This window comes from Phenylobacterium sp. (assembly GCF_013911965.1).
Taxonomy (GTDB): domain Bacteria; phylum Pseudomonadota; class Alphaproteobacteria; order Caulobacterales; family Caulobacteraceae; genus Phenylobacterium.
The window spans coordinates 12,732-26,798 of sequence record NZ_JACESE010000012.1 but is presented as its reverse complement, the minus strand read 5'-3'; the positions used below and the strand labels follow the sequence as shown (position 1 = coordinate 26,798).

Annotated in this window: 17 protein-coding genes; 8 read left to right on the top strand and 9 right to left on the bottom strand. The window is 71.7% G+C overall.

The annotated features are described in order from the left end of the window. Window positions 1-33: 33 nt before the first annotated feature. Together H2041_RS13065 and H2041_RS13060 are read left to right on the top strand one after the other, a co-directional pair. Complete coding sequence (locus H2041_RS13065) at window positions 34-600, top strand: XRE family transcriptional regulator (RefSeq protein ID WP_293413271.1); 567 nt, start codon at window positions 34-36, stop codon at window positions 598-600. A 2-nt stretch (window positions 601-602) separates the two neighbouring features. Then, a complete protein-coding gene (locus tag H2041_RS13060; RefSeq protein WP_293413269.1) occupies window positions 603-1,145 on the top strand; it encodes a GNAT family N-acetyltransferase in 543 nt (180 codons plus the stop codon). Here the strand turns inward: H2041_RS13060 and H2041_RS13055 are convergent. Both H2041_RS13055 and H2041_RS13050 read right to left on the bottom strand, forming a co-directional pair. Beyond that, complete coding sequence (locus H2041_RS13055) at window positions 1,142-1,423, bottom strand: hypothetical protein (RefSeq protein ID WP_293413267.1); 282 nt, start codon at window positions 1,421-1,423, stop codon at window positions 1,142-1,144. The genes H2041_RS13060 and H2041_RS13055 overlap by 4 nt on opposite strands. Before the next feature lie 16 nt (window positions 1,424-1,439). Next, a complete protein-coding gene (locus tag H2041_RS13050; protein WP_293413265.1) occupies window positions 1,440-1,979 on the bottom strand; it encodes a hypothetical protein in 540 nt (179 codons plus the stop codon). A gap of 217 nt (window positions 1,980-2,196) precedes the next feature. On the opposite strand from H2041_RS13050, the gene H2041_RS13045 reads away from it, so the two are divergent. Further along, on the top strand, window positions 2,197-3,072 hold the full coding sequence (locus H2041_RS13045; RefSeq protein ID WP_293413263.1) for a TIGR02587 family membrane protein: 876 nt from the start codon (window positions 2,197-2,199) through the stop codon (window positions 3,070-3,072). Further along, window positions 3,069-3,476 (top strand): hypothetical protein, encoded by a 408-nt coding sequence (locus H2041_RS13040; protein ID WP_293413261.1) that lies wholly within the window; start codon window positions 3,069-3,071, stop codon window positions 3,474-3,476. Before H2041_RS13045 ends, H2041_RS13040 begins: the two co-directional genes overlap by 4 nt. Here the strand turns inward: H2041_RS13040 and H2041_RS13035 are convergent. From H2041_RS13035 to H2041_RS13015, 5 genes are all read right to left on the bottom strand, one after another. Next, on the bottom strand, window positions 3,473-3,643 hold the full coding sequence (locus H2041_RS13035) for a hypothetical protein (RefSeq protein WP_293413259.1): 171 nt from the start codon (window positions 3,641-3,643) through the stop codon (window positions 3,473-3,475). The genes H2041_RS13040 and H2041_RS13035 overlap by 4 nt on opposite strands. 10 nt (window positions 3,644-3,653) lie before the next feature. Continuing rightward, entirely contained in the window at window positions 3,654-3,986 is a 333-nt protein-coding gene (locus H2041_RS13030; RefSeq protein ID WP_293413257.1) for an aa3-type cytochrome c oxidase subunit IV, read from the bottom strand. Window positions 3,987-4,055: 69 nt separating this feature from the next. Beyond that, window positions 4,056-6,353 carry a CHASE2 and HATPase_c domain-containing protein gene (locus tag H2041_RS13025; protein ID WP_293413255.1) on the bottom strand — a complete coding sequence of 766 codons (2,298 nt, stop codon included), beginning with the start codon at window positions 6,351-6,353 and terminating at the stop codon, window positions 4,056-4,058. After that, the gene (locus H2041_RS13020) at window positions 6,350-7,651 is read right to left on the bottom strand and encodes a FecR domain-containing protein (RefSeq protein WP_293413434.1); all 1,302 of its coding nucleotides are present in this window, start codon (window positions 7,649-7,651) and stop codon (window positions 6,350-6,352) included. The genes H2041_RS13025 and H2041_RS13020 overlap by 4 nt, the downstream gene beginning before the upstream one ends. A 5-nt stretch (window positions 7,652-7,656) precedes the next feature. Next, a complete protein-coding gene (locus H2041_RS13015) occupies window positions 7,657-8,367 on the bottom strand; it encodes a response regulator transcription factor (protein WP_293413253.1) in 711 nt (236 codons plus the stop codon). Between the two features lie 319 nt (window positions 8,368-8,686). On the opposite strand from H2041_RS13015, the gene H2041_RS13010 reads away from it, so the two are divergent. Together H2041_RS13010 and H2041_RS13005 are read left to right on the top strand one after the other, a co-directional pair. After that, window positions 8,687-9,094, top strand: a complete 408-nt coding sequence (locus H2041_RS13010; protein WP_293413251.1) for a response regulator — start codon at window positions 8,687-8,689, stop codon at window positions 9,092-9,094. 9 nt (window positions 9,095-9,103) lie between these two features. Continuing rightward, window positions 9,104-9,568, top strand: coding sequence for a hypothetical protein (locus H2041_RS13005; protein WP_293413249.1), 465 nt, complete (start codon window positions 9,104-9,106; stop codon window positions 9,566-9,568). A 31-nt stretch (window positions 9,569-9,599) separates the two neighbouring features. Here H2041_RS13005 and H2041_RS13000 read toward each other — a convergent pair whose 3' ends face one another. Continuing rightward, window positions 9,600-9,920, bottom strand: coding sequence for a hypothetical protein (locus H2041_RS13000; protein WP_293413247.1), 321 nt, complete (start codon window positions 9,918-9,920; stop codon window positions 9,600-9,602). A 113-nt stretch (window positions 9,921-10,033) separates the two neighbouring features. Further along, entirely contained in the window at window positions 10,034-11,380 is a 1,347-nt protein-coding gene (locus tag H2041_RS12995; RefSeq protein ID WP_293413245.1) for an NAD(P)/FAD-dependent oxidoreductase, read from the bottom strand. A 170-nt stretch (window positions 11,381-11,550) separates the two neighbouring features. Here H2041_RS12995 and H2041_RS12990 point away from each other — a divergent pair, with 170 nt between their 5' ends. Next, a complete protein-coding gene (locus H2041_RS12990) occupies window positions 11,551-12,333 on the top strand; it encodes an enoyl-CoA hydratase-related protein (protein WP_293413243.1) in 783 nt (260 codons plus the stop codon). A gap of 65 nt (window positions 12,334-12,398) precedes the next feature. Next, window positions 12,399-14,057 carry a choline dehydrogenase gene (locus H2041_RS12985; RefSeq protein WP_293413241.1) on the top strand — a complete coding sequence of 553 codons (1,659 nt, stop codon included), beginning with the start codon at window positions 12,399-12,401 and terminating at the stop codon, window positions 14,055-14,057. Window positions 14,058-14,067 lie beyond the last annotated feature (10 nt).

Sequence of the window (14,067 nt, the reverse complement as noted above, 5' to 3'; positions counted from 1 at the left end):
TGCGGCCCGGCGATCGTCTATTATAGTGTCCGCATGGACACTATAATAGACGACGCGGGGGAGCGCCTGGCCGCCCGCATTCGGCTGGAACGGGAGTTGCGGGGCTGGTCCCTGGCCGAGGCGGCCGATCGCGCCGGCGTCGCCAAGGCCACGATCAGCAAGATCGAGCGCCAGGAGATAAGCCCCACGGCGGTGACCCTGGTGCGGCTGGCCAGCGCCTTCGGCCTCACCCTGGCGGGCCTGCTTGTTCGGGCCGAGTCCGACGCCGGAGGCCTGCAGCGCGCCGCTGACCAGCCCATCTGGCGCGACCCGGCCACGGGCTATGTGCGTCAGCAGGTCTTCACCCGTCCCGACCACCCGGTGGAGCTGGTCCGGGTCGAGCTGCCGCCGGGCCGCGAGGTCCGCATGCCGGCAAGCTCCTACGCCCAGATTCGGCAGGTCTTGTGGGTCATATCCGGGGAACTGAGCCTCACCGAAGGCGCGGCGCGACGCGAGCTGAGAGCCGGCGACGCCCTGGGCTTTGGTCCGCCCAGCGACGTGGTCTTCGAAAACGTCTCGACCTCGCCCTGCATCTATCTCGTGGCTCTGGCGCGGAGCTGATCATGCCGACTTTCACGATCCGGCCGCTTGGCGAGGCGGCGGCCACCCTCGACCAGCTCGCCGACATCCTTGTCGAGGTGGTGGCCGACGGCGGCTCGGTCAGCTTCATGCATCCGCTCGCGCCGGAGGTTGCGCGGGCCTTCTGGGCGGGGTCGCTGGCCTCAGCCGCCCGCGGCGAGCGGATCGTCCTCGGCGCCTGGGACGGCGGCGGCGCCCTGCTGGGCACGGTGACCCTCCTGCTCGACACGCCGCCCAATCAGCCGCACCGGGGCGAGATCGCCAAGATGATGACGCGGCCCAGCGCCCGCGGCCGCGGCGTGGCCACGGCCCTGCTCGCCGAGGCCGAGCGTCTGGCGCGCCAGCACCATCGCCACCTGCTCGTCCTCGACACGGCCAGCGACGGCGGAGCGGGGAGCCTCTACGAGCGCTGCGGCTACCAGTTCGCCGGCGAAATCCCGCAGTTCGCGCTCAAGCCGCACGGCGGCCTGAGCGGCACGCGGATCTATTTCAAGCTTCTTGCGCCTTCTCGCGGCGACGCCGCCTAACCGCTGGGGCCGCGGTCGGGCGTGATCGCCGCCTGCTCGTCGCCGCCGGCCTCGCGGCTGCGCTCGGGCTCGGTCAGGTCGATCGCGATCAGCCGGCCGTCGGCCGCCTGAACGGCGACCGTCGCCGGCTCGCCCGTGTGGATCAGCTCGTGCGCCAGGCGGACGGCTTCATGGGTGGCGCGCTCCACATGGCCGAAGCTGTGGACCTCGCGGCCGTCGCGAAGCAGGCGCCACGTTCCGGCGTGGGACTCGATACGCAGTTCGACAGGCTCGGCCATACGGGCCTCCTTCAACCTACTTCTGGGTGACGACGAGCACGGCGTGCGGAACGACTTCGGCCGGTGCGTTGCGCCCGGCGCTGGTGATGCGGGCCGGGTCCAGGCCGTTCTCCACGAAGACCTGAGCCACCCGCGCGGCCCGGTCCTCGGAGGCCTCGCTGACGCGGTCGGACTGCGGGTTCGTGTGGGGGACGACGATCTGCACGCGCGCCTGGGGATGGGCGTTCAGGATGGTCACCAGGTTGGCGATCGTGCCGTCGGGGTCCTCACGCACCTGCACGCCCTGCACGAAGCTGATCGCGGTCAGCTCGAACTCGCGCGGCGCCGCTTCGCCGGACTCCAGGAAGGCCTGCAGCTCGCGAGCCATCTCCGTCGCATAGACCGTCGTGCCGTTGGCGATCGTCGTGGGCGTACGCGGCGAGGCCTGGGTGTTCGGGGGGGTGCGCATGGCCCCGGCGTCGATGGTGGCTTCGTCGAGTTCGCCGTCCTCCTGACCGCAGGCGCCCAGCGCCAGGACGAGTGCGAGGGCGGGTGCGCGCAGGTCGATGTGCGCCATCTTCGGGCCTCCCATGCCAGATGATCGCCGGCGCGCCGCCGGCGGGTCGCCACCGGCTCACCCGGCGGCAGGGGGTGAACAAGGCCGTGCCTTCGCCTGTTCCCTGCCGGGCCGGCGGCTTCAACGGCTCATCGGCGCGCAACGGCGCGGAACCGTCCTTCGCGCTCCCCCGTTCCGCACGGCCAAGGTCCGTCGAGGGACATGCGCCGAGGAGGTCATGGAGCAGGCGACGCCTCAAAGCTCAGCGGAGTCCGCACCGCAGCCTGCGCGGCGGGGCGAACCCGTCGCCGTGCCGCTCGACAACCGGCAGTTCCTGGTCGGCCTGGGCCGCGCCTTCGCCGGGGCGCTCATCTTCACCCTGCCCATGCTGATGACCATGGAGATGTGGTGGCTGGGCTTCTACATGCAGCCGCTGCGGATCGCGCTGCTGCTGGTGCTGACCTTGCCGATCCTGGTGGCGCTGTCCCGCTTCGGCGGCTTCCGCCGGACGGCGGACCTGGCGGGCGATGTCGCCGACGCCCTCGTCGCGATCGTCGTGGCCGCCGTCGCCGCGGCGGCGACCTTGAGCATCTTCGGCGTCGTCGGCCCTCAGATGAGCCTGTCCGAAGCCATCGGAAAGCTCGTCCTCCAGATCCCCTCCGGCGCGCTGGGCGCCATGCTCGCGCGCAGCCAGCTCGGCGGCCAGTCCCAGGATCGCTCCGAGGAGCCGGTCTCCTACGCCGGGGAGCTCTTCCTGATGGGCGTCGGCGCGCTCTTCCTGTCGTTCAACGTCGCGCCCACCGAGGAGATGGTGCTGATCGCCTACAAGATGACCGTCTGGCAGGAGCTGACCCTGCTCGCGGCGACGCTCCTCCTCATGCACGCCCTGGTCTACGCCGTGAACTTCCGGGGCGGCACGCCGGATGCGCACATGGCCGGGGCCCTGCTGAAGTTCACCATTCCCGGCTACGCCATCGTCCTGCTGGTCAGCCTGACCGTTCTGTGGCTGTTCGGCCGGCTCGACGGGCTGTCGACCGAGGAGGGCCTGAGCGCCGGGATCGTGCTGGCCTTCCCGGGCGGCGTCGGCGCCGCACTTGCGAGACTGATCCTATGAGCCAGGACGAAGAGCGGCCGAAGGTCGCCGAGAAGACCTCCCGCCTCGAATGGGCGGTCGCCCTGCTGGGCCTGGTCCTGGTGCTCGGCGCGGCCGGCTACATGGCCGCCTACGGTCTTGCGGGACCGAAGCGGCCGCCCGTGCTGATGATCGAACAGGTGTCGGTGGTCCCGGTGGAGGGCCGCTACGCCCTGCGCTTCGAGGCCCGGAACGAAGGCGACGCGACGGCCGCATCGGTGCAGCTGGCGGCCGAACTCCTCGAGGATGGAGAGGTGGTGGAACGGGCCGAAGCCGTGCTGGACTATCTGCCCCGGGACTCCCGTCGCGAGGGCGCCTTCCTCTTCACCCGCGATCCGCAGGCCTATGTGCTGGACCTGCGGATCGAGGGCTACACCGCGCCCTAGCCGGCGGCCAGGATGCCGCTGTCGACGATGAAGGTCAGCGGCGCCCAGAAGGCGAGCGCCAGCAGGATGGCCACCCAGAGGAAGATGATCTCTCCGTTCACGCCGCCCGAACGCTGGGCGGCGGGACGCGGATGGGCGGCGGTTTCGGTGGTGGTGACGTGACTCACGGGCAGCTCCTCAGGAAACGGGCGTCAGGTGGGGCGCCTTGCCGGTCTGGCGGGCGATGGGATCGTGGTTCTCGGCCAGGGTGGTCATGAGCGGGGCGGCGGCCTGGGCGACCGGCCCGTCGGAGTCGAGGCGGCGCGCCACGAAGACGCCGATCGCCAGCAGGATGGCGCCCACGATCAGAGCCGACATCCAGCCGGCGCTGGTGCAGAAGGCGATCACGAAGGTCGTGCCGGCCACGACGTGGGCCACCACGGCCCAGCGAACGAGGAAGAGGAAGCGGTGATAGGTCCGCGCCTGCTCGTCGATATCCATCGAGCCGGGGACATAGTCGTCGTCGGTCATGAGGCTCTCCAGTCGTTGGGGGCGAGAGCCGAACCGAGGTGACGTCCGATGGGTTCCCGGCGCGCCGCTTCAGCCGTCCGGCGACGGCGGCGGTTCGGCCACTTCGGCCGGGTCCAGGGGCAGCCGCAGGGCGAAGACCGCGCCGCCGGCCGGCGGGCTGTGGAGCGACAGAGCGCCGCCGTGCCGGCTGGCGCACTCCTGGACGAGCGCCAGGCCCAGCCCGACGCCGCCGCCGCCGCTGCGGCCGCGCACGAAGGGCCTGAGGATCGCCTCGGCCTGCCCTGGCGGCATGGCGGGGCCCGCATTGGCCACCTCGAAGACGGCGAACGCGCCATCCTGCCGGAGGGCGCAGCCGACCGGGGTCGCGGGCGCGCCATGCTTGAGCGCGTTCTCGATCAGGTTGGTCAGCGCCCGGGCGATGAGGCTGCGGTCGCCGCAGATCGGCAGGGCCACATCGTCCCCCTCGAGCGCCAGGGCGACGCCGGCCTTCTGCGCCAGCGGCCAGAGCGCTTCGACCGCCTCGACCGCCAGGTCGGCGAGGTCGAGGGGTTCGAGGGTCAGGGCGTTGGCCTCGGCGCGGGCCAGGTGGATGAAGTTGTCGGCCAGGTCGAGGGTGCGACGGGCATGGCCGCCGATCCTCTCGGCGAGGCGCGGGGGCACGGGCGGCTCGGCCGGCGTCTCCAGGAGGGCGAGGATCGCCGCCTGCGGCGCGCGCATGTCGTGGCTCAGAAAGCTCAGCAGCCGCTCACGCTGGGCGGCTGCGGCGCGGGCGTCCGTCACGTCGGAGAGGCGGACGATCCAGGCCGCCGCGCCAGGGCCGTCGCTCTCGTAAGGCGCGCGCTCGACCTGGAAGACCGCGCCGGCCGGCGAGGTCAGCTCCTCGCCGGCGGACGGGACGCCCGCCTGCGGAACGGGCGGGCCGGCGCGCCTCGACCAGCCGGCCAGCAGGTCCTCCAGCCGCCGCCCCTTGGCCTCGCCAACCTGGGCGGCGGCCGCGGCGTTGGCGAAGAGAACCCAGCCCCCCGCATTGAGGATGAAGGTCGGGTCGGGCAGGCTCTCCAGCGCGTCGGCGGCGAAGCGCCGGAGATCGCGCGCCCGCGCGATCGCATCCTCCATCAGGCCGATCTGACGCGCCACCACGTCGGCCGCAGGCGGGTCGGGGCCGCTGGCGCCGAGGATGTCCGGCTCGAGCGCGAACCTGCCGAGCTCGTCGGCCATGTAGCGGTTGGCGGCCGCCAGCCTGCGCCACGCCCAGAGCGGCAACAGGGTCACAAGCCCGACGGCGGCGGGCGCGGGCGGCGCCCAGATGCGGAAGACCAGGAGGAGGAGGGCGCTGAAGGCGATCCAGCCGAGGACGAGGCCGGCGCCGGCGACGAGGTTCGCCCGCGGCCCCAGGCGCCTCAGCGCTAGCAGCAAGGCGATGACCGGCAGGCAGGACAGGAGCGCCAGGAGCGCCGGGGGCGCGATCCGGATGGCGCGGCCCTCCAGCAGGGCTTGCAGGATATTGGCGTGGATCTCGATTCCCGGCGTCAGCTGGGCCGGGCCGCTCGTCGGCGTGGCGTAGCGATCGTGCAGGCCGCTGGCGGTCGCGCCGACCAGAACATAACGGTCTGCGAACAGGGCGGGGGGCGCCTCGCCCTTCAGGACCGCGGCCGCCGGGATCGCGCGATGGCTGCCGGGCGGGCCCACGAAGGGGACGAGCTGCGGGGGCGGCCGGATCAGGACGCCGTCCTGCGTCGGCCGCTCGGCCGCCGGCGCCGCGACGCCCTCGCCGATGGCGTGCAGCGCGACCATGAGCTGGGGGATGCGCCGGTCGCCGGCCTGTTCGAACGGCGCGGTCCGCCGGACTACGCCGTCGGCGTCGAAGTGCAGATTGGCCTGGCCGAGGGCGGCGGCCGAGCGCCCGACGGCGCCGGGCGGCTCGACAAGGTCGTAGGCCCGCCCGTCGAAGCCGGGCGTGACGACCATCAGCGGAAGGGCCACGTGGCCGGCCCGACGCAGGGCGCCGGCGAGCGCCTGGTCTTCCGCAGGGTCCCGGGCGGGCTCGATGAAGAGGACATCGTAGCCGATGGCGCGAGGGCGGGCCTGGGCCAGCCGGTCGAGCAGCCGGGCGTGAACGCTGCGCGGCCAAGGCCAGGCGCCGAGTTCGGCCAGGCTGTAATCGTCGATGGTGACTAGGATGATGCGCTCGCTCGCCGGGCGCGGCGTGGCGCGCAGGACCCCGTCGTAGAGGATGCTGTCCAGGCGTTGGGTCGCGCCGGTCAGCGCGAGCACGACCGTCAGGGCAAGCGCGAGCGCCGCTGTCAGACGCCATTCGGCGGCGAAGGCGCGGGCGCGGGCGGCGGCGGGCGCCGGCTCCGGACTCACCGGCCGATCTGGAGGCGCTGGACCGATGACCACGTTTCCGAAATCTGCCGCTCGTCGAAGCGCCGGACGAAGACTCGCCAGTAGTAGACGCCGGCCGGTGGCGCGGCGAGGCCGAAGCGAGCCTCCGACAGGTTGTCGACGTCCACCAGCGGCGAGGACATGTCCGGCTGGGCCGAGAGCTGGAACCGGTAGAGCGCCTCGCCTGCGCCGCTGGCCCGCCAGCGGAAGTCGAGGCCCGCGCTCGTCTGCTCCGGCGCCAGAAGGTCGACGGCGTTGAGCCATCGGCCGACCCCGTAGGCCGCCGGCAGGCCTTCCAGCCCGCCGGGCGTCAGGGCCGTGAAGCGTACGAAGTAGTGGCCGTTTTCCAGCCCCTCGAAGACGAAGTCGGGCGTCCGGCTGCGCTGCTCTGCGAAGACGTCGATGAAGTCGGGGTCGGTGGCGAGCTGGGCGCGATAGGCCCCGGCGCCCTCTACGGCCGTCGTGCGCAAGCGGACTTGCCGTTCGCTCTGCTCGCGCTGGGGATCGATCAGCCTGGGGGCGGGCAGAAGCGGTTCGGGCGCCCCGCCGCCGGTCGCGTCGCTCGTTCGCCCGAAGGTCGCCGGCACCATTGTCTCGGCCGCCTCACCCAGGGCCCGGTCGGCCACATGGCCCTCGACGACGCCCAGCGTGGCGCGGCCGGCCTCCTGATCGTAGCCGACGCGGAACTCGGTGCCGCGAACCGCCGCGACCGTGACGGGCGTCGTGATGATGAACCGGCCGCGCGCGTCGGGCGTCGGGGTGACGACCGAGGTGCTGCGACCGTCCTCGAGGCGGAAGACGCGATGGATCTCGCCGGTCAGCCGAAGGCGCCGCAGCCGCTCAACGCGGATCCGGCTTTGCGACGGCAGGGAGACGCGCGACCCGTCGGCGAGCTCGACGGTGACGAAGGCGTTCGGACCGGTGGTGATCAGGGCGCCTTCGCCGACGGACGCCCCGACCCGGGCGGCCCGGTCGCCGCCCCGGCCGGTGATCGTGACTTGGCCTCGAAAGGCGGCGATCCGTGCGGCGACCGGGGCGCCGCGCAGCAGGCGGACCGGAATCTGCAGGACCGTGCCTGGCTGAAGCCTGCGCGGATCGGCGACGCCGTTCAGCTGCTGGACGAGCAGATAGTCCGAAGGCTGTTCCATATAGCGGCCGGCCAGCGCGATCAGGGTGTCGCCGGCCACCACCTGATAGGCGGCCATGGGCTCCTGCGGCTGGGCTGCGGCTGCCGATTGCGCCGCGAGCCAGACGAGAAGGGCGGACAGCAGGCGCAGCATCGTTCTCACGCGTCCGCCTCGTCGGGCTGTTCGTGGATCGCTTCCAGGCGATAGCCGTAGCTGTAGACGGGCGCCAGCCGATAGCCGAATTCCGGCCGTAGTCTCAGCTTGCGGCGCACGCGCGACACGTGGGCGTCCAGCGTTCGGGTCGCCAGGTTCGGGTGGCGTCCCCAGATGCTCTCCAGAAGGTAGGCGCGCCCCAGCGGCCGGTTGAGGTTCCGGAACAGCGTCAGGGCCAGGGCGTACTCCTTGGAGGTGAGCTTGGCCGACTGGCCACTCCAGGACACCGTCTCGGTCATGGGGTCGAACTGATAGCCGGCGACGGTCTCGCGGCCGACCGCCGTCTCGCTGGGGTAGGCGCGCCGCAGGACCGCGCGGATGCGGGCCGTCAGCACGTTTCGCTCGATCGGCTTGACCACGAAGTCGTCGGCGCCGCCGTCCAGCGCCGAGACGACGTCGGCCGCGGCGTTGCGGGCGGTGATCATGACCACCGGCGGGGGCGAGGCCAGCGACGTCCGCACCCAGTTGAGCACCTCCAGACCCGACAGGTCGGGGAGATTCCAGTCGAGAAGCAGCAGATCGAAGGTCTCCTGCCGAAGGCGCGTGATCAGTTCGCGGCCGGCGCGGAAGCGGACCGCCGAATGAGCCTCGGCCCTCAGCACGGCCTCGATCAGGTCGGCGTGCGCCGACTCGTCTTCAAGGATCGCGACCCTCACCGCCGTTCCATCCCCCTGAACGGACTGCTCATGCCGTCGGTGAGGGCGAGGCGCGTGGGAGCGCGCGCCCTCGCGCCGACCGCTCCACGGCGCAGCTGCACCGTTAACATGTCGGTCGGCCGGCGTGTTCGCAACGCGCGGGGAACAGAATGTAAGAAGTTGTGAAATCGAGCCGGCGGCCGACTGGAGATGGCGTCGCTCGGGCTAAGAGCGCGGGTCAGGACGCCACGACGGACGGCTTCGTCGCGGCGGAAAGCGGAGGCCCGGCGTGACGCCCCACTCGGAAGATTTCGCCCGAACGGACGGGGCCGAGGGCCCCTTGCGTGTCCTCGTCGCCGATGACGATCTCAGGAGCCAGCGCCTCCTGGCGGCGCTGCTCGACTTCGCCGGCGCCTGCCCGGTGATCGCAAGCGACGGCTCCGAGGCGCTGGAGGCCTGGCGCCAGGCGCGCTGGGACCTGATCCTGATGGACGTGAAGATGCCCTTCCTCGACGGACTGGCGCTCACCCGGATCATACGCCACGCCGAGAAGACCGAGCCGCGCGAGCGGACCGCGATCCTGGGCGTCACCGCCTGTGCGACCTGGCAGGATCAGAAGGCCTGCCTCGCCGCCGGCATGGACGCGGTCATCTCCAAGCCCTTCTCGGCGCGGCAGCTCTTCGAGGCGATGGAGCAGCTCTGTGGCGACGTGATCCGGCCCGGCGGCCCCCGCGGCCTGGTGCACTAGGGGCTGGCGATGACCGGAGGCGCCAGGAAGGCCGGCTGGTCCGGCGGCCCGCAGGCCGCTGAAGATGCCGGTCTCCAGGCGCCGCACCCGCACGATGTGGCGATCGTCTGGTTCCTGCCGGCGGGCGTCGGCACGCTGGGCCTGATCGTCGCCGGCGCGCCTTTGGCCGCGGTCTCTGGCGGCGGCCTCCTGCTCGCCGCCGCCTGCGTCCTGGCCTGGAGACTGCTCGCCTCCAGGCCCTCGGACTTCGAGACGATCGTCGCCGTCGCGCGCGGACATCGGCTGACGGCCCTGCGCGCTCGGCGCATCTGGGCGCCGCTCAACGGGCAATGGCGCCGTCCCCGCCAGTATCGCGTGGTGGTCCGCGACCGAAGGCGGCAACTCCGGAGCCTGCAGGTGGCCTTTCCCGTCCTTGGCCGCGGGCCGGTGTGGGTGCGGCTGAGCCTGGACGGCGCGCCGGAAGGGCGGTCCTGAGCCGCCTCCGGGCGGCGCGCCTCGGGGGCGATCAGCTTCCGTCGCGCTTCGGCTGGAAACTGGGGGGATCGCTGGCGGGGAAGCTCTCTTCCACGGACTCGTCGGTCCGGGCCTCCTCGGCGTCCTTCGTCTGCGCGACCTTGTCGGCGAGCTGATCGGGCTTTTCGTCCGGGGCCAGGGGCTTGGCCGGGCGGGCGTAGGGCGCGTCGATGTAGCGGTCCTCGGGGTTGGGCCGCCCTTCCACCGCATAGTCGGCGGTCGAGTTGCTGGAACCGTGCTCGAGCGCGCGGCGGTTTTCGCGCGCGTCCTGGCGGTCAGCGCCGGGGTCCTGTCCCTCATCGGTCCGCTTCATGGGAGCCTCCTCTTCGTCTCGGGCCGCCGGGGCGGCGCGTTGAGCTGCGGAGTGGGTCAACCCGGCGGCGGCGGGGCCTGTTCCACCCCGGACGCCTCCTGGCGCGCGCGGCGCTACGACCAGACCCGGCGCGCCGTGGCGGCTGCGGCGCGGTCGGCCGTCGGGCGGCCGCCCTGGCTCTTGGGTTCGAAGCAGCCCGGCGCCGCAGGCTCTGTGATCAGGCGAGAGCGGCGGCCGAAGGTCACATATTCCCAGAACCAGCTGAAGGCGACGGCGATGCGGTTGCGCGTCCCGATCAGGAAGAAGATGTGGATCGCGCTCCAGAAGACCCAGCCGACGAAGCCCGTCAGCTGCATGTCGTTCCGCTTCACGATGGCGGCGTCGCGGCCGATGGTCGCCAGGTCGCCCTGGTGCCTGTAGGCGAAGGGCTCCGGCGGCGCAGTCCCGGCCGCCTGGGCGGCGATCACCCGGCCGACATAGGCCCCCATCTGCTTGGCCGCCGGCGCGAGCCCGGGCACGGGCTTGCCGTCTTCGGTCTTCGCCAGGGCCGTGTCCCCGATGGCGAAGATTTCCGGCGCGCCCGGAACGGAGAGGTCGCGCGAGACCAAGACGCGGCCGGCGCGGTCCTGCTCGGCGTCCAGCCACTTGCCCGCCGCCGAAGCCGCCACGCCGGCGGCCCAGACGACCGCGCCGGCGTGGAGCGTCTCCTCGCCGATCCGCACTCCGCTCGCGTCGATCTCGGTGACGGCCGCGCCGGTGCGGACCTTGACGCCCCGCTTCTCCAGGGCCTGCCGGGCGTAGTCGCTCAGGTCCTCCGGAAAGGCCGACAGAATGCGAGGTCCCGCCTCGACCAGGATCACGCGCGCCTCACGCGGATCGATGCGCCGGAAGTCAGGGGGCAGGGCCTGACGGGCGATGTCGGAGATGGCGCCGGCCATCTCCACCCCCGTCGGGCCGCCGCCGACGATGACGAAGGTGGTCAGGTCGCGACGTTCGTCGTCCGTGTCGGCCAGCTCCGCCTGCTCGAAGGCCATCAGGACGCGCCGGCGAATCTCCGTGGCGTCCTCCAGCCGCTTCAGGCCCGGCGCGAAGGCCGCCCATTCCTCATGTCCGAAATAGGCGTGGGTGGCGCCGGTGGCGAGCACGAGCCAGTCGTAGGCGAAGTCCCCGCCCGAGGTGATCAGCCGCCGCCGGGCCCGGTCGATCCCCTGCGCCTCGGCCATGTACACCTGAGCGTTCTTCTGGCCCCGCAGCATCCATCGGATCGGCCAGGCGACATCGGCCGGCGTCAGCGCCGCGGTCGCCACCTGATAGAGCAGGGGCTGGAACGACTGGTGGTTCTGGCGGTCGATCACCACCACCTCGACCGGCGCCTCGGCCAGGGCCTTGGCCGCCTGCATGCCTGCGAAGCCAGCGCCGGCGATGACCACACGGGGCGGCCTGGATCGAACTTGCGTCACAGGGACCTCCAGGAGTGTCGGGCGCGATTGACCTGGGCCAACGCGCCATGGCCGCAAAGGCGCCGGGCCGGCGCCTCACGGGCCTGTGAACGCCAGCCGGCGCCGCGCCGGCCTTGACGGACCCAAGGGCGCCTCGCCCAGCCTCCGCCGACAAGAATGGGAGGACGACCGTGGCCTACGAGCACATCAAGATCGACCGCGAGGGGCCGGTGACGGTGGTGACCCTCAACCGACCGGACGTGATGAACGCCCTGCATGCGCCGGCCCACTTCGAGCTGCACGAAGCGTTCGACGCCTTCGCCGCCGATCCGGATCAGTGGGTGGCGATCGTCACCGGCGCGGGGGAGCGGGCCTTCTCCGCCGGCAACGACCTGAAGCATCAGGCGAGCGGCGGCGGCATGGGCCTGCCGCCCAGCGGCTTTGCGGGCCTGACCCAGAGGTTCGATCTCAACAAGCCGCTCATCGCCGCGGTCAACGGGGTGGCCATGGGCGGCGGCTTCGAGATCGCGCTCGCCTGCGACCTGATCATCGCCGCCGACACCGCCACCTTCGCCCTGCCGGAGCCGCGCGTGGGTCTGGCGGCGCTGGCTGGCGGCCTGCATCGCCTGCCGCGCCAGATCGGGCTGAAGGCCGCCATGGGCATGATCCTGACCGGCCGGCGCGTGGCGGCGGCCGAGGGCCAGGCGCTCGGCTTCGTCAACGACGTGGTCCCCGCCGCCGACCTGATGGATGCGGCCCGCCGCTGGGCGGCCCAGATCTGCGAGCTGTCGCCGATGTCGATCCGCGCCTCCAAGGAGGCGGTGTTCAAAGGCCTGGACGAACCTTCGCTGGAGGCCGCGATGGCCGGCCAGATGCGCTACCCCGCCACCGCCGCCATGCTGCGTTCGGAGGATTTCAAGGAAGGCCCCCGCGCCTTCGCCGAGAAGCGCAAGCCCAACTGGCAGGGGCGTTGAGGCGGTTGCGAAGGCCTCAGAGCCGCGCAATGGTGTAACTAAACAGCGTTCAGGGAGGGGCGGTCATGGACCGGTACGACTACATCATCATCGGGGCCGGCTCCGCCGGCTGCGTGCTCGCCAATCGCTTGAGCGAGGACCCGGCCAACAAGGTCCTGCTGCTGGAGGCCGGCGGCCGCGACAACTCGGTCATGGTCCGCATGCCGGCCGGCGTCGGCGGGCTGATCAGCAAGGAAGGCCCCTACAACTGGGGCTTCTGGACCGAGGCCGAGCCCCATCTCGACGATCGGAAGCTGTGGTGGCCGCGCGGCCGCGGCTGGGGCGGGTCGTCCTCGATCAACGGCATGATCTATATCCGCGGCCACGCGCGCGACTACGACCAGTGGCGCCAGATGGGCCTGACCGGCTGGTCCTATGCCGAGGTGCTGCCCTACTTCAAACGCTCCGAGGCGCTGGAGGGCGGCGGCGACCAATGGCATGGCGGAGAGGGGCCTCTGAAGGTCTCCAAGGCCTCGTCGACCAATCCGATCTACGCGGCGACGATCGAGGCCGGCCGCCAGGCGGGGCATCCGATCACCAAGGATTTCAACGGCTTCCAGCAGGAAGGTTGGGGGCCGTATCAGCTCACCATCCACGATGGCCAGCGCTGGAGCGCCGCCCGCGGCTATCTGCATCCGGCCCTGAAGCGGCCCAACCTGACCTGCCTGACCGGCGCGCGCACGACCCGCATCGTCGTCGAGAACGGCAAGGCGACCGGCGTCGAGTTCATTGACGACAAGACCAAGGCCAAGCGCGTGGCGCATGCCAACGCCGAGGTGCTGCTCTGCGCCGGCGCGGTCCAGTCGCCCCAGATCCTGCAGCTCTCCGGCATCGGCGATCCCGACGACCTGCGCCAGCACGGCGTCCCGGTGGTCCACGAACTGAAGGGCGTCGGCGCCAATCTCCAGGACCATCTGGATGTGACGCTGAACTGGGAATGCCCGCTGCCGATCACGGCCTATTCCATGCGCAAGGGGCTCCTGCGCACCCTCGGCGTCGGCATGAACTATGTCTTCTTCAACAAGGGGCCGGGCCGGCAGCAGTTCCTGGAATCGGGCGCCTTCCTGCGCTCGCGGCCCGACCTTGACCGGCCCGACCTGCAGATCCACTGCGTGCTCGCCATCATGCAGGAGCACGGCAAGGTGGCCATCGCCAAGGACGGCTTCACCTTCCACGTCTGCCAGCTGCGCCCCGAAAGCCGCGGCAAGGTCAGCCTGCGCTCGGCCGATCCCATGGATCATCCGGCCATCTTCGCCAACTACCTGGCCACCGAAGAGGACCGGCGTGCGGTGCGCGAAGGCGTCAAGATGATGCGCGACGTGGCCCGCCAGAGCGCGCTCGACCCCTATCGCGGCGAAGAGATCAATCCGGGGCCGGCGGTCGCCAGCGACGCAGACATCGACGCCTGGATCCGGCGCACGGCCGAGACGATCTATCACCCGGTCGGCACCTGCAAGATGGGCGCGGACGGCGACGCCATGGCCGTCGTCGACGCCGAGCTGAAGGTGCGCGGGATCGCCGGCCTGCGGGTGATCGACGCCTCGGTCATGCCGACCCTGATCGGCGGCAACACCAATGCGCCGACGATCATGATCGCGGAGAAGGCTTCGGATATGATCCTCAAGCGCCCGGCCCTGCCGGCCGAGGACGCGCCGGTCTATGAAGGAGGTCTGCAGGCCGCCTGACGGAGACCGC